This window comes from Paenibacillus sp. LPE1-1-1.1 (genome assembly GCF_040676435.1).
Classification (GTDB): Bacteria; Bacillota; Bacilli; order Paenibacillales; family Paenibacillaceae; genus Pristimantibacillus.
In genome coordinates, this window is the sequence record NZ_JBEGHY010000044.1 from 127,211 (window position 1) to 143,327 (window position 16,117).

Sequence of the window (16,117 nt, forward strand, 5' to 3'; positions counted from 1 at the left end):
ATGCCCCTCTCCTTTCCGTTATATCGCTCGCTGTCTTAGGATAACTCTTCCATGGCATAATTATGTACACCGCCCCATCCGCTGGATTATTATCGCTTTCACCGAACCTTTTTCACGAAAAAAAACCGCAGGACCGTTTCTACACGGTTTCCTGCGGCTTCCATTCTTTCTTCCTATCGGATTCTTGATTCCGTCAGCTTAAATTGTCCGACCAGCTGCTGCAGCAGCGTCGTAATGGACTCCACGCTTTGCGAGGTTTGACGTACATTCGTCATCTCGCCGATAAGCTCCTGCACTTTGCTCTCTACGTCGGAGGATACCTTGCGGTTTTCTCGGCTTACGAGAGCGATTTTCTCCATAAGCTGCACAACCTCGTCGACAACCTTCGTCTTGCGAAGATCCTCCGCGTGCGCGTTAGCAAGCGTACTGGCCGCTGCCGCAACCAGCTGGTTGCCTTCCTCGACGACTCTTGTTCCCTCATCCATCGATGCGTAGGCCTGCTTCGCCTCATCATAAATATGGCGGGTAATGCCATGCACCTCTTCGGTCGATTTTTTGGTCATATCCGCGAGCTTGCGGATTTCCGATGCGACCACCGCAAAACCTCGGCCCTGCTCGCCAACCCTGGCAGCCTCAATCGAGGCATTTAGTGCCAAGAGATTCGTTTGTGCAGATATTTCCTCAATCACATGCAGGACGCTTTGAATTTCCTGAACGGTATCCATAAATTTATGAATGGTCTTGTTCGTCTCACCAACCTTAGCAGAGATGTGATGCATTTTGTCCCCAATCCGGTCAACCTCGCTTTTGGCTGCCGCTATTTGTTCCGCCGCCTGCTCTTCAATCTGCTTCAGCGTCGTCCTCATATCGCCAGCCGCATCCTTGGCCATGTCGATATCTTTTAGCTGCAGCCTAATGCTGCCGATCATATCCGTTACTTTCCCGCTGACCCGTTCCGTTGATGCCGACGTCACTGCCGCCGACTCATTAAGCACAAGCTGGCTGGATAACACGTCTGCCGAAGCAAGCCTAACCTGAAGCATGATGCCTTCCAAGGAATCAATCATATTATTGATCCATTTAGCTAATTCCTTTGATTCATCATTATCGAACTCCTGAAGCGCGAGACGTTGGGTCAAATCACCTTTGCCTTCGGCATTCAAACGTATAAAGCTGTTAATTTTGCGCAAATGGGTCACGACCCGCTCGGACTCCTTTTTCTGAAAGACACCGCTGTAGATTAATCCGAATAAAAGATTAAACATGCCCGCTGCCGCCGCGGTCATCCAAATCGGTGCACTGGATGCAATGAACACTATAAGCAGCGCCGTCGTCACGCTTAAACTGGCAATGGAGATAAGCTGAAGCTTCCGCTGCCTCCAACCGATACTGCGGATCCGGTAAACCTCTTCCAGGTCGCCCTCGCACATCATCCCCCATTTATCCGGGCAATGCGGAAGCTGAAAGGTTACCCCTTTGCCAATAACGGATATATGCCTATAATCCGAGTAGCCCGGGAATTCTACAAACAAATTGCTGCCGTTGCGGATCGTATTCGCTACGCCCGTATGCAGCTCCCCTGTCGCCGGATCGGTAAATACGATCTCCAGTTCGGTATGCTCCTTTATCGAAACCGTACCCCAATCGGTAGTAACCCCATCCTTAAGGTTTTCTCCATGCGTAAATGTACGATCCTCGAAGCGGCTCCGGGAAAGTGCCGTACCCGGCGCAATTTGCGTATTAAGTCCGGCCTTAGCCATAAATATGTAATTATCCCCGGAATCCGGGTATACGTGGCCCGATTCCCGTTGAATCAAATCGCCCAACACATCATTTGGCACACGGCCGCACAAAGTCCCTGCCAAGCTGTTATTCACCGATATAGGGACCATAAACAATAATGTCATTTTATCGTGGAAGGAGGATGAGCGCGGCCCTAGCTTTAACGTAATCGGATCTCTGAAAGGTCCGAATAGGCATCTTCGCAACCTGCTCGCTTCCCTCGTATATGCAAGCCCTGGCTGCAAAATACTATCCGACGGGTAGGCCATGCCGACATGCGCGCTGAACGTTGAGTAGGCAACGGATTGCTTCGCATCCAGAAAGAAAATCTCTGTGAAGTCTATTGCCCGCGCATATGTTCTAGCGAATAGCGATTCTATTTGCGACTGCACGGTAGAAGCAGAATGATCTTCCTTTTGACTGAGCAGTACTGACATTTCGTCGCTCAAACGGTCTAAATGCGTCCAATAATCCGTCGCCCAGTTGGTAAGCAGCTCTTTGCGCGTCTCTGCAATCCCTTCAAAGCTATGCTCGACATCCGCTTTCAATTGCTTGTTCAAACGCCATGAAACCCAGAGCGGAAATCCTACCTTCATTCCTAACCAATCAAACATATGACTCTCCCCCTGCTATCTCTGTCATTTCTGATGTTAACTATATTAACATATAATGTTTGATATTTCATACATAATATTAGTCTTTTTGTCGAAACAGCTCAAATTCATAGGAATATATCATCGATTTCCGACTAAAACACGAATATTAACAAAAACCTGACATGGATTAGCGTCTAATAATCAATAGATTCATTAATTTCAATAAAGATGCTTACTGCAGTTAGGCTCCCAAAGCCCAAACATAAAAAAAAGCATCATTCACGCCTTGAAGGCATGAATGATGCTTTAATTGGTTATGCTTATTTCTGCTTTACGTTCAGACGATTCATGGCACGCTGCAAAGCAAGCTCCGCGCGGCGGAAATCAATCTGGTCTTGCTTAGCCGCAAGACGCTGCTGGGCACGCTGTTTAGCGGCTTCAGCCCGTTCAATGTTAATATCGGTTGCAAGCTCCGCGCTCTCGGCAAGAATAACGATCTTATCCTTGCGTACCTCGATAAAGCCTCCATTTACCGCTATAACATCTGCTTTATTATTATCGCGTTTGATGACGACAGGCGCGATACGAAGCGGCGTTACCAGCGGAATGTGGTTTGGCAATATGCCAAGCTCACCTTCAACGCCAGTTACGCTAACCATATTCGCAGTCTCTGCGTACACCTTGCGCTCTGGTGTTACGATCTCTACCAAAAACGAACTCATGTGGATTCCTCCCGCCTTTCGCTATTAAAGCGTTTTGGCTTTCTCCACGGCTTCTTCAATCACACCAACATATCGGAAGGATTCTTCCGGAAGGTCGTCATGTTTGCCATCGAGAATTTCTTTGAAGCTGCGAACGGATTCTTTAACAGGTACATATTTACCTTTAATGCCTGTGAACGGTTCAGCAACGTGGAACGGCTGAGATAGGAAGAGTTGAATTTTACGTGCGCGAGACACCGTCAATTTATCTTCTTCGCTAAGCTCGTCCATACCTAGAATTGCGATAATATCTTGAAGCTCTTTGTAGCGTTGAAGAATTTTCTTAACGCCTTGAGCTACGTTATAGTGCTCTTCACCCAAAACGGATGGGCTTAGGATACGCGAAGACGACGCGAGCGGATCAACCGCTGGGAAGATACCCATCTCGGAGATTTTACGCTCCAAGTTTGTCGTAGCGTCCAAGTGGGCAAACGTCGTTGCAGGAGCCGGATCCGTGTAGTCATCGGCAGGTACGTAGATCGCTTGGATCGAAGTAACCGAACCTTTTTTCGTGGACGTGATACGCTCTTGCAGCTGACCCATTTCAGTTGCCAGCGTTGGCTGGTAACCTACCGCGGAAGGCATACGGCCTAGAAGGGCCGAAACCTCGGAACCTGCTTGCGTGAAACGGAAGATGTTATCGACGAACAATAGTACGTCTTTTCCTTCTTCGTCGCGGAAATATTCAGCCATGGTCAGACCAGTCAAAGCTACGCGTTGACGTGCGCCTGGCGGCTCGTTCATTTGTCCGAATACCATCGCTGTTTTGCTTAGTACGCCGGAGTCTTTCATCTCGTGGTAAAGGTCATTACCTTCACGAGTACGCTCACCTACACCCGCGAATACGGAGATACCGCCGTGCTCTTGCGCGATGTTATTGATAAGCTCTTGGATCGTAACCGTTTTACCTACGCCCGCGCCGCCGAAGAGGCCGATTTTACCGCCTTTTGCGTATGGTGCGAGAAGGTCGATTACTTTAATGCCTGTTTCAAGAATTTCCGCTTGTGTGGAAAGTTGGTCAAAAGCAGGTGCTTCGCGGTGAATCGGAAGGTTAATTGGTGATGTAACATCGCCCGCTTCGTCGATTGGTTGACCAAGTACGTTAAATACACGGCCAAGTGTTGGTGCGCCAACCGGAATGGTGATTGCTGCGCCTGTATCTACTGCGATCATACCGCGTACAAGACCGTCTGTCGTACTCATAGCTACGGCACGTACCTTATTGTCACCGAGGTGAACGGCTACTTCAAGCGTCAAGTTAATATCAATGCCGCCTGCTTCGCCCTTTTGCTCGATTTTGACAGCGTTCAAAATTTCCGGCAAATTGCCGCGTTCGAACTCTAAGTCTACGACCGGACCCATGACGGATACAACATGTCCTTTTTTCATGGTTTTCCCTCCTGGTTCCTTCTTGTTACTGCACGCCGATCTGCTTATCGCAAGCGTCCGGCCCTTGCAGTGCCTATATTAAGATTGGGCATTTGCCCCTGCAACGATTTCGGAAATTTCCTGGGTAATTGCCGCTTGACGCGCTCTATTGTAAGTAAGCGTCAATTGGTTGATGATCTTCGTCGCATTTTTCGTTGCGCTTCCCATGGCAGTCATACGTGCGCCGAACTCACTCGCTTTACCGTCTAGTACCGCGCTGTAAATGAGCGTTTCCGCATATTTAGGCAGCAGCACTTCAAGCACGCCTTCTGGTGATGGCTCGTATTCATACGATGTAACAGCTGCATTTCCGCCCACTTCTTCAAGCGGCAGCAAACGCAATGCTGTCGGTACTTGAGTAATCGCATTTACGAATTCATTGTAGTAAAGATAAAGCTCGTCATACGCGCCTTCGGAAAACTTCTGTACCGCGGAATACGCAACCGATTTAATGTCAGCGAATGAAGGAGCGTCTGGCAAGCCAGTCACTTCCTCAACGATTGGCATGTTGCGGCGGCGGAAATAATCGCGGCCCTTCCGTCCGATAACGAACAACACGTACTCATCGCTTGACTTATGGTTCTCACGAATCGTTTGCGTTACTTTACGAAGAATATTCGCATTGTAGCCGCCTGCAAGACCACGGTCCGAAGTAATAACGAGATAACCCGTTTTCTTCACCGGACGTGTCTCCAGCATAGGATGTTTCACATCTCTAGTGCCGGCAGCGATGCTCGCTACAACTTCCTTCAGCTTCTCGGCGTATGGACGCGCTGCTTGCGCGGCTTCCTGTGCTTTTCTTAAGCGGGAAGCGGCAACCATCTCCATCGCTTTCGTAATCTGCTTCGTATTTTGTTTACTCTTGATCTCGCGCTTAATATCGCGCATACCTTTTGCCATTTGGTTTCACCCGCCTTTATTGCTTTGGACCTGCTCCAAAGCCTGGTGTTGGTGGAGTAAGCAGTCTAAGCCCGGACATATGAACGGGCGTTGACTTCTATTTCACAGCGCAGCACAAGCTTCGCCACAAACGTGGCGACAGCTGTTTACGCTAGATTATGCTGATACAGCAAAGCTTTTCTTGAATTTATTGATCGCATCAACAAGAGCTTTCTCGTTGTCAGCAACGATGTCCTTCGTATCGCGGATCGATTGGCCGATTTCCGGGCTGTTCGAATCCAAGTACGCGTGGAACTCTTTCTCAAAGCGAAGGATATCCGATACTGGAATTTCATCCAAGTGGCCTTTAACCGCGGAGTAGATTGAGATAACTTGCTTCTCAACCGGCATCGGTTGGTTAACGTCTTGTTTCAGAATTTCCATTGTACGGGCACCGCGGTTAAGGCGAGCTAGTGTAGATTTATCAAGATCAGAGCCGAATTGCGAGAACGCTTGAAGCTCGCGGTAAGCCGCAAGATCCAGACGGAGCGTACCGGCTACTTTTTTCATTGCTTTAATTTGAGCGGAACCACCTACACGGGATACGGAGATACCAACGTTAACCGCTGGGCGTTGACCCGAGTAGAATAGATCTGCTTCAAGGAAGATTTGACCGTCTGTAATCGAGATAACATTCGTAGGAATGTATGCCGAAACGTCTGATGCCTGCGTCTCAATGAATGGCAGTGCCGTCATTGAACCGCCACCTCTAGCGTCGCTAAGCTTAGCTGCGCGCTCAAGCAAACGGGAGTGAAGGTAGAATACATCCCCTGGGTATGCTTCACGACCCGGTGGACGGCGAAGCAAGAGTGAAAGCTCACGGTAAGCTGCTGCTTGTTTCGATAGATCATCATAGATAACAAGAACGTGCTCGCCTTTGTACATGAAGTACTCGCCCATTGTGCAGCCCGCGTAAGGAGCTAGGAAGAGCAATGGAGCAGGCTCGGAAGCGCCAGCCGTTACAACGATTGTGTACTCAAGAGCGCCGTGGCGGCGAAGAGTTTCAACTACGTTTGCAACAGTGGATTGTTTTTGGCCGACAGCTACGTAAATACATTTCACGCCGTTGCCTTTTTGGTTAATGATTGCATCGATTGCAATCGCTGTTTTACCTGTTTGACGGTCACCGATGATAAGCTCACGTTGTCCGCGGCCTACCGGTACCATTGCGTCGATTGCTTTAATTCCCGTTTGCATTGGTTCATGAACCGATTTACGGTCGATAACGCCTGGTGCCGGAGATTCAATCGCACGGAATTGAGTCGTGTTGATTGGTCCTTTGCCGTCAAGCGGCTGACCAAGCGGGTTTACTACGCGGCCAAGAAGCTCTTCGCCGACAGGTACTTCCATAATACGGCCAGTACGTTTTACTTGATCGCCTTCACGGATATCCGTGTACGGTCCAAGAATAACGACACCGACATTGCTTTCTTCCAAGTTCAAAGCCATACCGACAACACCGTTGGAGAATTCGAGCAATTCGCCCTGCATCGCATTTTCCAAACCGTGTACGCGGGCGATACCGTCACCGACATTGATTACGGTGCCGACGTCTACGACTTGAATTTCGGATTTATATTGTTCGATCTGTTGTTTAATCAGCGTGCTGATTTCATCAGGTCTGATACTCAATTCGTTCACCCCTATCTACAGTGCATTAGATTTTAAACGATTTTTGTAAACGTTCCAATTTGCCGGACAAGCTGCCGTCATATAGGCGGTCGCCGATGCGTACTTGTACGCCTCCAAGCAAAGCTGGCTCTACGATTTGCTGTGCAATAATAGTTTTGCCGGTTATTTGTCCGAACTGTGCCGCTACTCCGACAAGCTCTTCATCGGACAAAGCATGTGCGGTATAAACCGTTGCATGCGCTTGACCAAGCGACTCTCCCGCAACCTTCGTGTATGCCGCATATACATCGGCAATGACGTCTTGACGTCTGCGGGTAATAAGAATTTCCAGCGTATTGATCACAAGTGCGGATACGCGATCGCCGAACGCTGTTTTGAGAACGGCAATCTTGCTTGCCGGATCAATGCTCGGAAGAGATAGGAACTTTTGAACGTCAGCGTCTTGCTCGAGAGTTTGCACGACCAGCTTAAGCTGCTCCTCTACCTCCGAAACAACCTGCTGCTTCTCAGCAACCTCGAACAATGCTTTAGCGTAGCGCTTCGCTACGGCTGCATCGCGGCTCATTTATTTCCAACTTCTTTCAAATATTGACCAACCAGCTGTTCTTGCGATTTCTCATCTACTTGCTTCTCAATAATTTTCGACGCGATTTTCACGGAAATGCCGCCAACCTCGGTACGAAGGGCTGCAATTGCTTTGTTTTTCTCGCTTTCGATATCTTTGAGGGCATCGTCTTTCAGACGAGTTGCTTCCGATTTCGCGGTTTGAACGATTTCTTCCGCCTGCTTCGAACTTGTCGTTCTCGATTGTTCAATAATTTCGTAAGCTTCCTTGCGAGCTTGCTGGAGTGCAATCTTCTGCTCTTCCATTTGCAGCTCGGCTGCTTTACGGCTGCTTTCAGCTGTGTTCATTTGTTCAAGCACAAGCTGTCTGCGCTTCTCCATTACACCGAACAACGGGCCGAATGCATATTTACTTAGCAACCAATATAATATCCCGAAGGCAATGATCGCATATACTGTTGATTCCCAATGCCATGACATAGAAGCGACTCCTTTCTCAACGCAATATTGTCTTAATCATAACGAAGGCGAAGAGGGCTAAGGCCTTCCCCGCCAATATCAGTTATTATGCTTGGAAGAAAGCCAAGAAACCGATTACTACGCCGATGATAGGCACAACTTCGACGATACCTACACCGATAAACATTGTTGTTTGCAATTTACCTTGAAGTTCAGGCTGACGAGCGATACCTTCAACTGTTTTACTAACGATCATACCGTTACCTACGCCCGCGCCAACTGCGCCCAAACCTACTGCCAAAGCTGCTGCTAATAATTCCATTTTTAAAATCCTCCTCGAATATTGTTGTTTTTATTTTGTATAGCCAACCTCAGTCCTTAAAAATCACTCCGAGGCATAAAGCGGATATTAATGTTCTTCATCGTGGATAGCTGCTTGCGAGATATACACCATCGTAAGAATCGTAAACAAGAAAGCTTGGATACCGCCGACGAAAAGACTGAAGCCCTGCCATGCGACAAGAAAAGGCGTTCCCACCCATCCCATCATCAAGATTGTTGCGATAAGCACCTCGCCCGCGTAAATGTTCGCGAACAACCGCAGCGCCAGCGTTACCGGCTTAGAGATCGTCTCGATCACGTTAACAGGGAAGAAAACCGGAAACGGATGGAAGTAATGCTTCAGATAGTGCTTCGTATTCAATCTCAAACCAAGGAAATGGACGATCACGAATACGATTAGCGCTAGACCTGCCGTTACCGAGATATCAGCAGTTGGCGATTTCCACCAAGCGATTTCGACATGTCCGCCTTTATCTTCCAACAGCTCCTCCGTGATACCGAACGATTCGTAAGCATGATGAGTTTCAGTCACGATACCGAAAGGCAGTCCGAGCAAGTTGGAGATGAAGATAAACATAATGAGCGTCATCCCTAAAGACAAGAAAGGCTTTACACGATTTAAAGGCATCGTGCTAGAGATAAAGTTGTGTACGAAATCGACAACCCATTCCAAAAAGTTTTGGAACTTTGAAGGGTTGTCCACAGAAAGGTTGCGAACAGCCAGCTTCGCGATCAAAAACGTTACAATAACTGAAACCGTAATGGCAATGAAGCTCGAAATGTCGATTTGAAGCGGCCCGAGCTGCCATATGGGAAATTCATGCATCTAAAATTTTCACCCCTTTCCGCTAAGATTGTCGTTTATTGTGGATATACGCTGCTACCAATAGAACAAACGGCATGACCATACAGCCAGCTAAAGCTGCCGGCATGTTCAGGTCCTCCGGAAAACGATAGGCGATCATGGCAACCAACAACACTGTTGCGATACGGTTTCCAAGACCAAGACCTCTCTTGCGCGGTCCGACCCCTGCTGCTCCTAGGGTGACCATTTCTACTCTGCGTTTTAGTAAAAACGCATTCATGGAACTTGCTGCCAATCCCACAAGAAGGCCGAGAGACACCGTACGCCATTCCGGAAGGAACGCCCATACAATTAGGCACACTGCCATTGCATAAACAAGCGTACGTATTGCTGTCTTCATTATTTTATCCATCGGCTTCCTCCATAACCTTCTTAACGAGCAGAATGGCTGAGAGTAGTCCGACAGCCAGACCGACCAGTATGCCACCGAGCGACCATGCCTTCGGATCCCCAAAACGGTTCCCGAGCGACGAGCCGATCCAATAGCCTAAAAAGATACATACAGCGACTTGCACTCCGAGTGCGCCAACGAGTCCGGCGGCAAACAGCGGATTGTCCCTTCTGTCCTTTTTATTCATGGCTCATACCCCTGTCAATCCTCATTTATTTTATCCAAGCCGTGACACGTTTGTCAATTGAATTAACTGCAAACTTTTGGTGAACAGAACGTCCAAAACCCTTGATACATAAGGTATTATGACCCCGGAAAACCGTACAGTACTACTGTATGCTGTACATTCGCCTATCAGGTCATCGCCCTAATGCAATCTATGAACGTTGTGTGAACGAATCCGGACGATCCTTCAACCTGCCAAAATGATGCAATATCGCGTCTACGATACGTTCCGAAGCCCGTCCGTCGCCATACGGATTGGCTGCCTGGCTCATGCGGGCGTACAGCTGGGAATCGGTCAAAAGCGCATGCGCACGACTATATACCTGCTCCTCATCCGTTCCTACAAGCTCCAGAGTGCCTGCCTCGATGCCTTCCGGACGCTCCGTCGTATCGCGAAGAACAAGCGTCGGCACTCCGAAGGACGGTGCCTCTTCTTGCAAGCCGCCCGAATCCGTCATGATCATGTGGGCATGCGGGTAAAAATTGTGGAATTCAAACACATCAAGCGGTTCAATCAACCGAATGCGGGGATGATCGCCCAATATTTCATTGGCAGGCTCTCTTACAGCCGGGTTTGGATGCACCGCATATACGACGACGACATCCTCATGCTCATCCGCAATCCGTTTTACCGCGCGGAAAATGTTCCGATGCGGCTCGCCAAGCGCTTCGCGGCGATGAGCCGTCATAAGAATCATTCGTTTCCCTTTCGCCCAATCGATCACGGGATGCGAGAAGGACTCGTCCACCGTATATTGAAATACGTCGGTAGCCGTGTTGCCAGTCACATAAATGGCAGCATCCGACTTGTTCTCTTTGCGCAAATTATTCGCCGACCATTCCGTCGGTGCAAAGTGCACATCAGATAGCACGCCGGCAAGCTGCCGATTCATTTCCTCCGGGTACGGAGATAGTTTGTTCCACGTACGAAGCCCCGCTTCTACGTGTCCCACTTGTATTTGCTTTAGAAAGGAGGCATAGCTCGCAAGGAACGTCGTCTGCGTATCCCCGTGAACGAGCACGATGTCAGGCTTGGCTTCCGTGAGCACGGGATCCAGTCCTTCTAATACGCGGACTGTCGTTTCTGTCAGCGTCTGTCGATCCTTCATGACATTTAAATCGTAATTTGGATGGATTTCGAAAAAATCGAGAACCTGGTCCAGCATCTGGCGATGCTGAGCCGTTACGCATACGATCGATTCGATTTCGTCTTCGCGCTTTTGCAGCTCCAGCACGAGCGGCGCCATCTTAACGGCTTCCGGACGCGTTCCGAAAATGGTCATTACCTTCAGTTTAGACAAAATCTTTCACTCCTATTATCGTTTCATGTCGATTTGAACTAATTTGTGCCAAACATGCGATCTCCGGCATCTCCTAGACCAGGGACAATGTAACCTTTTTCATTGAGGCGCTCATCCAAAGCCGCGATGTAGATATCGACATCCGGGTGCGCTTCCTGTACGGCTTTCACGCCTTCCGGAGCAGCGATCAGACACATTAATTTGATTTGATCGCATTTATGGTTTTTCAGCGAGCTGATAGCCGCGATAGCCGAGCCGCCGGTTGCAAGCATCGGATCAATGACGATAAGCATGCGATTCGGCGCATCCGTTGGCAGATTAATATAATATTCCTTTGGCTGAAGCGTCTCGTGATCGCGGGCAAGACCGATATGGCCTACCTTCGCTGATGGAATCAGCTTCAATATGCCGTCTACCATGCCAAGTCCGGCACGCAGAATAGGGACAAGGCCAAGCATTCTTCCCGATACAACCTTAGCGTCCGTCTCAGCGACAGGCGTTTGTACCTTGATCGTATCAAGCGGAATTTCTCTCGTAATTTCGTATGACATTAATGTTGCGACTTCATCAACCAATTCCCGAAAATCTTTTGTATTCGTTTCTTTATTCCGAATAAAAGTCAGCTTATGCTGAATTAACGGATGGTCGCAAATGATTAGTTTGCTCATGGAGCGGTATTCCTCCCGTACATTGTTGTTATTATTCCAGTCGTCGCAAGCCCTGACACAATCCCGTATATTATAGCATTGTAAACAAGCGGTTGCATCTTGTGTTTTGCAAAACGCGCCAAGCGCCAACGGCCGCATCCGTCCTTTGGCGTCAAAAGCTTGTTTCGCGGAGATCTATAAGCCTATTTATTAGCGAAAATTAATAAATTTTAAATATAATAAAGGCCGGCGCCTCCCTCTTGGAAGGCGCCGGCCTTTGCCAGTCTATATGAGTTAAATGCTCTTTAGCTGCTACCGCAGCCGCCTCCGCAGGAGGAACCACAAGAAGATCCCCCGCTATCTCCTCCGCCGCCGGAAGAATCTCCGCCTGAACCGCCGTGGTCTCCCCCAGAATCGTTTCTGCCATCGTCGGAGGAACCGCTGCAGGCGTACGTTGAATCGCCGCTGCCGTTTGCTTTGCGCTGCTCCTCGTTCTGGGCTTGATCCATCTGCTGGGCGAAATCATCCGGATTCGACATTGAATGATAGATAAGCATACCCGACAGCAGGCCGGTTGCTCCCAGTATTGGATCATAGCCATAGCCGTTCGCGGGGCGCGATTCATTCCCGTAAGGCGGTTTGCCGCTGCCAACAGCCGAAAGCTGGGACCCGGCACGTTCTATTAAATAATCTACCGTTTCATTTAAATCCGCGATACGGGCCGCGGTCTTCTTATTAAACCACTGTTCCCGAAGCTTTTCCTTGCCGAATTCTTTTAGCTCCGCCAGCCTCTGCTCCGACATGCGAGTCCGGTAGAACGCTCCCCATATCCTTCCGCTAGCCGGTGTTTGAGTGAACAGCTCGCCGTAAACCCAATCGAACAGCGCCCGCTCTCCCGGCTGCGGCAGCGCTCCCGGTTCATGAGGCGCATGGTGAATCATTTCGCCGCAGAAGCTTGTGCAGAACTGCTCATACTCCCTGGTAAACATAAGCATCTCATGCCATACGGCATCCACCTGTTTGCTGTACATCGGAACGCTGCGCATAATGCTGCACATCAAGAAGTACCGCTTGAGTTCGAACCATGTCCAATCCCATTCTTTATCTGAGATTCTCGGGAATTCCTTCAGTACGCGATCCTTCGCGCGGCTCTCAAAGTCCGAGCTAAGCGCCGCCTCCAAGCGTTCCGCAGCCCGCCTCGCAGGGTGTCCGTACGGCACGCCCAGCGCTGAAGGCAAATCCGCTTTCGGCCAAGGCGCAAATGCATTGGTCCGACCAAACGACCCTTGTCCCCTGCCGCCCGATCGACCGTTTCGGCTAGAACCAGTCGCTTTTATAATTACGCTTAGTATAATAAAGAGGAATACCACAATGATCATAATCGCTGCAAATTGAGCCATCTTAACCTCCTGCGCCGTTTCGTCGTACCCATATATTAACACAACCGCGCCTGTCCAGGTTTAATACCTATTCCATCGAATAAAAAATTCCCTTTGCAGCTCTCTCTACAAAGGGTTCACGCGCAAACATCATCTTATCTTCTGAGCGAGGTCGTGCTGACAACGCCGTAGCGGAATAGCAGCTTGCGTCCTAGCAAGCCTACAGCCCGGTCCGTAATAAAGCCCATTAATCCGAGGCAAATCAGACCGACAAAAATCCAGTCGGTACGGAAAAACAATCGCGAATTCCAGATTAAATAACCGATGCCCTCGTTTGAAGCAATCATTTCCGCCCCGATAATAGCCATATAAGAGGTTCCCATAGCTAGCCTTACACCCGTAAACATGAAAGGGACCGTCGCAGGAACGATAACATGGAGGACAATTTGCCATTCTGAAGCTCCCATGCTCCGGGCCGAACGAATTTTGTCCTCCTCGACAGACAGCACCCCCGTCAGCGTATTCAGCACAACGATGAAGAAGGTAGCATACAAAATCAAGGCGATTTTGGAGGTCTCTCCAATACCGAACCATACCAAAAACAACGTAATAAACGCAATCGGCGGGATGAAGCGAATAAAGTTCAAGAATGGCTCCGCAAACGTACGAACGATGTTCACCTTCCCAATAATTAAGCCGACAGGTATGGCCAGCAAGCTCCCGAGCGTCCAACCCATCAATACGCGATAGGAGCTGATTCCGATATATTTGAGCAGGGAACCGTCTTCCAGCAGTTCATATCCTCCCTTCGCCGTATAGACGGGCCCCGGCAAAACCTCCGGGCCATACAGGAGAGAAAGCAATTGCCATAACGTCAGTCCCGCTGTCCACAGCAACAGCAGCAGCACCCCTTTTTTCTTCAGCAGACGCATCTGCCTTCCCCCTTTCTACTCGTCAAAATGAGATTGAATGCGTTCGTAAAGCTCATTGAATTCAGGTCTTGCGATATCTCGCGGATAAGCGAGCGGCACTTCGTATATATCCGTTATTTTGGATGAAGGCCCCGCCGACATAATGCCGATTCGCTGCCCAAGCAGAAGCGCCTCCTGGATGTCATGCGTAACAAAGATGACGGTTTTGTCCGTATTGCGCCAAATGCCGGCCAGCTCCCGCTGCATCGTCCGCCTTGTCATGGCGTCCAGCGCGCCAAACGGCTCATCCATAAGCAGTATGGCCGGGTCGTTAGAAAGCACGCGCGCGAGCTGTACCCGCTGCTTCATGCCGCCCGACAGCTCTCGCGGGAATTTTTTCTCATGCCCGCTCAGTCCCACCATAGCGATATACTTATCGGAAATCGCTTGCCGCTCTGCCGCCGGTATCCGCTTCATCCGTAGCCCGAACTCCACATTTTCTCTTACGGTCAGCCAAGGAAACAAGGAAGAGTCCGCCTGCTGGAAGACGACCGCGCGATCCTGCCCCGGACGCTCCACCTCGTCTTCGCCAACCCGCAAGTTTCCCGATGACTTTGAAACGAAACCTGCAACCATATTAAGCAGAGTCGATTTGCCGCAGCCGCTTGGTCCAAGAAGAACGAAAAACTCTCCTCCTTTGACGACTAAATCGACATCTTTAATAATGTAATGAAGCTCGCCGGCCGTTTGCTGCGAATAGCTCTTGTTTAAGCTTTCAATATAAATAGCATTGGTGTTCGGTGCGACTGCCATTTTGTTTGCCTCCCTACTTAAGTTCAATCACGCGATCCGGGAACGCCTTGCGAACAAGCGCCAGATTCAATTTCTCGTTCAGCTCAAAATCCTTCTCGATAATTTTGTTATCGATCATGTATTTCTTTTGTCCCGCTAAGCCGTCATAAGCCTTTTGCGTAAAGCCGATGCTCCACGGATTGTTCGGCAAATCCTTCAATGTCGCTTCCCGCGGCTGCTTCACTTCCTTGTACAAAAGGTCAGCCGTTTCATCCGGGTGCTCCTGCGCATAAGCCGAAGCTTCATCCAGCGCCTTCAAGAATTCCACTAAGCCATCTTCGTTTTTGGCGATCAGCTCATCGGGCGCAACCAGACCTGTTCCGAGCCGCACAGGCGTCTGCGACATATCCGTCAGCTCATTCGCTTCCTCCAGCGCCGCAAATTTGGCGTTCAATACCGCCCCGTAGACCCATACTCCGTCTACTTCGCCTTTTTTCAAAGCGACGTAGGCCTCGTCGAAGCCCCCTTGGCCGATTAACTCCACATCATTTAACGCGATGCCGTTCTCTGCCAAATAAACATCCCATAAATAAGGAATAAAGGTTCCTCGCGAGAAGCTTAGCTTCTTGCCCTTTAAATCGGCAGCATTCTGAATATCCTTTCTCGCAAACAGCTTCCACTCTTTGGCATTGGCATCCGATGCCAGACCCGTAGAGGAGATTACGGAGTAATCGCCCTTGCTTACCGCATTTAAGATCGGAAAGTCCGCCCCGTAAGCGATGTCTACCTGATTGATGAATAATGAATTAATGCCTTCGGCCGGCGTCGCGAACGTGATCAGCTCCGCGTCTATGCCATGCTTCTCGAAAAATCCTTTGTTTGCAGCCACTCTAAACACGGGATTAGAGGTAATATCCGCTATCCGAAGCTTTAATGTATCCGCCGCTTTTTCATCCGATCCGCAGCCCGCCAGCACGACGCCAAGCATCGCAAGCACCAATCCGGAAATTCCCCATCGCCTTAAGCTGTTTTTTTGCATACGCCTTCTCCTCCATTATGGAAGCCCCCTTAGGCCCCTCTATTCAACTCGACCTATCCGCTTG

General features: G+C 49.5%; 17 protein-coding genes. All 17 read right to left on the reverse strand.

The window, feature by feature from the left end; translation table 11 throughout:
- Positions 1–173 precede the first annotated feature (173 nt).
- Positions 174–2,396: a methyl-accepting chemotaxis protein gene (locus MRBLPE1_RS27275; RefSeq protein ID WP_364151818.1), complete on the reverse strand. Its 2,223-nt coding sequence runs from the start codon at positions 2,394–2,396 to the stop codon at positions 174–176.
- Positions 2,397–2,698: 302 nt separating this feature from the next.
- Positions 2,699–3,100 (reverse strand): F0F1 ATP synthase subunit epsilon, encoded by a 402-nt coding sequence (locus tag MRBLPE1_RS27280; protein ID WP_308995252.1) that lies wholly within the window; start codon positions 3,098–3,100, stop codon positions 2,699–2,701.
- A 24-nt stretch (positions 3,101–3,124) separates the two neighbouring features.
- On the reverse strand, positions 3,125–4,528 hold the full coding sequence (atpD, locus tag MRBLPE1_RS27285) for a F0F1 ATP synthase subunit beta (protein WP_364151822.1): 1,404 nt from the start codon (positions 4,526–4,528) through the stop codon (positions 3,125–3,127).
- A 78-nt stretch (positions 4,529–4,606) separates the two neighbouring features.
- Positions 4,607–5,467, reverse strand: coding sequence for an ATP synthase F1 subunit gamma (gene atpG / locus MRBLPE1_RS27290; RefSeq protein WP_364151825.1), 861 nt, complete (start codon positions 5,465–5,467; stop codon positions 4,607–4,609).
- Between the two features lie 156 nt (positions 5,468–5,623).
- On the reverse strand, positions 5,624–7,138 hold the full coding sequence (gene atpA, locus MRBLPE1_RS27295) for a F0F1 ATP synthase subunit alpha (protein WP_308995255.1): 1,515 nt from the start codon (positions 7,136–7,138) through the stop codon (positions 5,624–5,626).
- Positions 7,139–7,163: 25 nt separating this feature from the next.
- The gene (locus tag MRBLPE1_RS27300) at positions 7,164–7,703 is read right to left on the reverse strand and encodes a F0F1 ATP synthase subunit delta (protein ID WP_364151827.1); all 540 of its coding nucleotides are present in this window, start codon (positions 7,701–7,703) and stop codon (positions 7,164–7,166) included.
- Complete coding sequence (atpF, locus tag MRBLPE1_RS27305; RefSeq protein ID WP_364151829.1) at positions 7,700–8,182, reverse strand: F0F1 ATP synthase subunit B; 483 nt, start codon at positions 8,180–8,182, stop codon at positions 7,700–7,702. The genes MRBLPE1_RS27300 and atpF overlap by 4 nt, the downstream gene beginning before the upstream one ends.
- Before the next feature lie 85 nt (positions 8,183–8,267).
- Complete coding sequence (gene atpE, locus MRBLPE1_RS27310) at positions 8,268–8,483, reverse strand: F0F1 ATP synthase subunit C (RefSeq protein WP_053373757.1); 216 nt, start codon at positions 8,481–8,483, stop codon at positions 8,268–8,270.
- An 87-nt stretch (positions 8,484–8,570) separates the two neighbouring features.
- Complete coding sequence (gene atpB / locus MRBLPE1_RS27315) at positions 8,571–9,329, reverse strand: F0F1 ATP synthase subunit A (RefSeq protein ID WP_364151832.1); 759 nt, start codon at positions 9,327–9,329, stop codon at positions 8,571–8,573.
- 22 nt (positions 9,330–9,351) lie between these two features.
- Positions 9,352–9,720, reverse strand: a complete 369-nt coding sequence (locus MRBLPE1_RS27320) for an ATP synthase subunit I (RefSeq protein WP_364151835.1) — start codon at positions 9,718–9,720, stop codon at positions 9,352–9,354.
- Entirely contained in the window at positions 9,713–9,946 is a 234-nt protein-coding gene (locus tag MRBLPE1_RS27325) for an AtpZ/AtpI family protein (RefSeq protein ID WP_308995260.1), read from the reverse strand. The genes MRBLPE1_RS27320 and MRBLPE1_RS27325 overlap by 8 nt, the downstream gene beginning before the upstream one ends.
- Positions 9,947–10,136: 190 nt before the next feature.
- Entirely contained in the window at positions 10,137–11,285 is a 1,149-nt protein-coding gene (wecB, locus tag MRBLPE1_RS27330; protein ID WP_364151837.1) for a non-hydrolyzing UDP-N-acetylglucosamine 2-epimerase, read from the reverse strand.
- Between the two features lie 38 nt (positions 11,286–11,323).
- Positions 11,324–11,953 carry a uracil phosphoribosyltransferase gene (upp, locus tag MRBLPE1_RS27335; protein ID WP_364151839.1) on the reverse strand — a complete coding sequence of 210 codons (630 nt, stop codon included), beginning with the start codon at positions 11,951–11,953 and terminating at the stop codon, positions 11,324–11,326.
- 284 nt (positions 11,954–12,237) lie between these two features.
- Entirely contained in the window at positions 12,238–13,332 is a 1,095-nt protein-coding gene (locus tag MRBLPE1_RS27340; RefSeq protein ID WP_364151841.1) for a hypothetical protein, read from the reverse strand.
- A gap of 134 nt (positions 13,333–13,466) precedes the next feature.
- Positions 13,467–14,243 carry an ABC transporter permease gene (locus tag MRBLPE1_RS27345; protein WP_364151844.1) on the reverse strand — a complete coding sequence of 259 codons (777 nt, stop codon included), beginning with the start codon at positions 14,241–14,243 and terminating at the stop codon, positions 13,467–13,469.
- A gap of 15 nt (positions 14,244–14,258) precedes the next feature.
- Positions 14,259–15,035, reverse strand: coding sequence for an ABC transporter ATP-binding protein (locus tag MRBLPE1_RS27350; protein ID WP_364151846.1), 777 nt, complete (start codon positions 15,033–15,035; stop codon positions 14,259–14,261).
- Between the two features lie 13 nt (positions 15,036–15,048).
- Complete coding sequence (locus tag MRBLPE1_RS27355; RefSeq protein ID WP_364151848.1) at positions 15,049–16,053, reverse strand: ABC transporter substrate-binding protein; 1,005 nt, start codon at positions 16,051–16,053, stop codon at positions 15,049–15,051.
- Positions 16,054–16,117 lie beyond the last annotated feature (64 nt).

What these genes read in the sequence shown, in the direction of transcription:
- MRBLPE1_RS27355 (WP_364151848.1), bottom strand. Translation starts at nt 16,053, where the DNA reads ATGCAAAAAAACAGCTTAAGGCGATGGGGAATTTCCGGATTGGTGCTT.
- MRBLPE1_RS27345 (WP_364151844.1), bottom strand. Translation starts at nt 14,243, where the DNA reads ATGCGTCTGCTGAAGAAAAAAGGGGTGCTGCTGCTGTTGCTGTGGACA.
- MRBLPE1_RS27300 (WP_364151827.1), bottom strand. Translation starts at nt 7,703, where the DNA reads ATGAGCCGCGATGCAGCCGTAGCGAAGCGCTACGCTAAAGCATTGTTC.
- MRBLPE1_RS27325 (WP_308995260.1), bottom strand. Translation starts at nt 9,946, where the DNA reads ATGAATAAAAAGGACAGAAGGGACAATCCGCTGTTTGCCGCCGGACTC.
- atpD (WP_364151822.1), bottom strand. Translation starts at nt 4,528, where the DNA reads ATGAAAAAAGGACATGTTGTATCCGTCATGGGTCCGGTCGTAGACTTA.
- atpB (WP_364151832.1), bottom strand. Translation starts at nt 9,329, where the DNA reads ATGCATGAATTTCCCATATGGCAGCTCGGGCCGCTTCAAATCGACATT.
- MRBLPE1_RS27280 (WP_308995252.1), bottom strand. Translation starts at nt 3,100, where the DNA reads ATGAGTTCGTTTTTGGTAGAGATCGTAACACCAGAGCGCAAGGTGTAC.
- upp (WP_364151839.1), bottom strand. Translation starts at nt 11,953, where the DNA reads ATGAGCAAACTAATCATTTGCGACCATCCGTTAATTCAGCATAAGCTG.
- atpE (WP_053373757.1), bottom strand. Translation starts at nt 8,483, where the DNA reads ATGGAATTATTAGCAGCAGCTTTGGCAGTAGGTTTGGGCGCAGTTGGC.
- atpG (WP_364151825.1), bottom strand. Translation starts at nt 5,467, where the DNA reads ATGGCAAAAGGTATGCGCGATATTAAGCGCGAGATCAAGAGTAAACAA.
- MRBLPE1_RS27340 (WP_364151841.1), bottom strand. Translation starts at nt 13,332, where the DNA reads ATGGCTCAATTTGCAGCGATTATGATCATTGTGGTATTCCTCTTTATT.
- atpF (WP_364151829.1), bottom strand. Translation starts at nt 8,182, where the DNA reads ATGTCATGGCATTGGGAATCAACAGTATATGCGATCATTGCCTTCGGG.
- MRBLPE1_RS27350 (WP_364151846.1), bottom strand. Translation starts at nt 15,035, where the DNA reads ATGGCAGTCGCACCGAACACCAATGCTATTTATATTGAAAGCTTAAAC.
- MRBLPE1_RS27320 (WP_364151835.1), bottom strand. Translation starts at nt 9,720, where the DNA reads ATGGATAAAATAATGAAGACAGCAATACGTACGCTTGTTTATGCAATG.
- MRBLPE1_RS27275 (WP_364151818.1), bottom strand. Translation starts at nt 2,396, where the DNA reads ATGTTTGATTGGTTAGGAATGAAGGTAGGATTTCCGCTCTGGGTTTCA.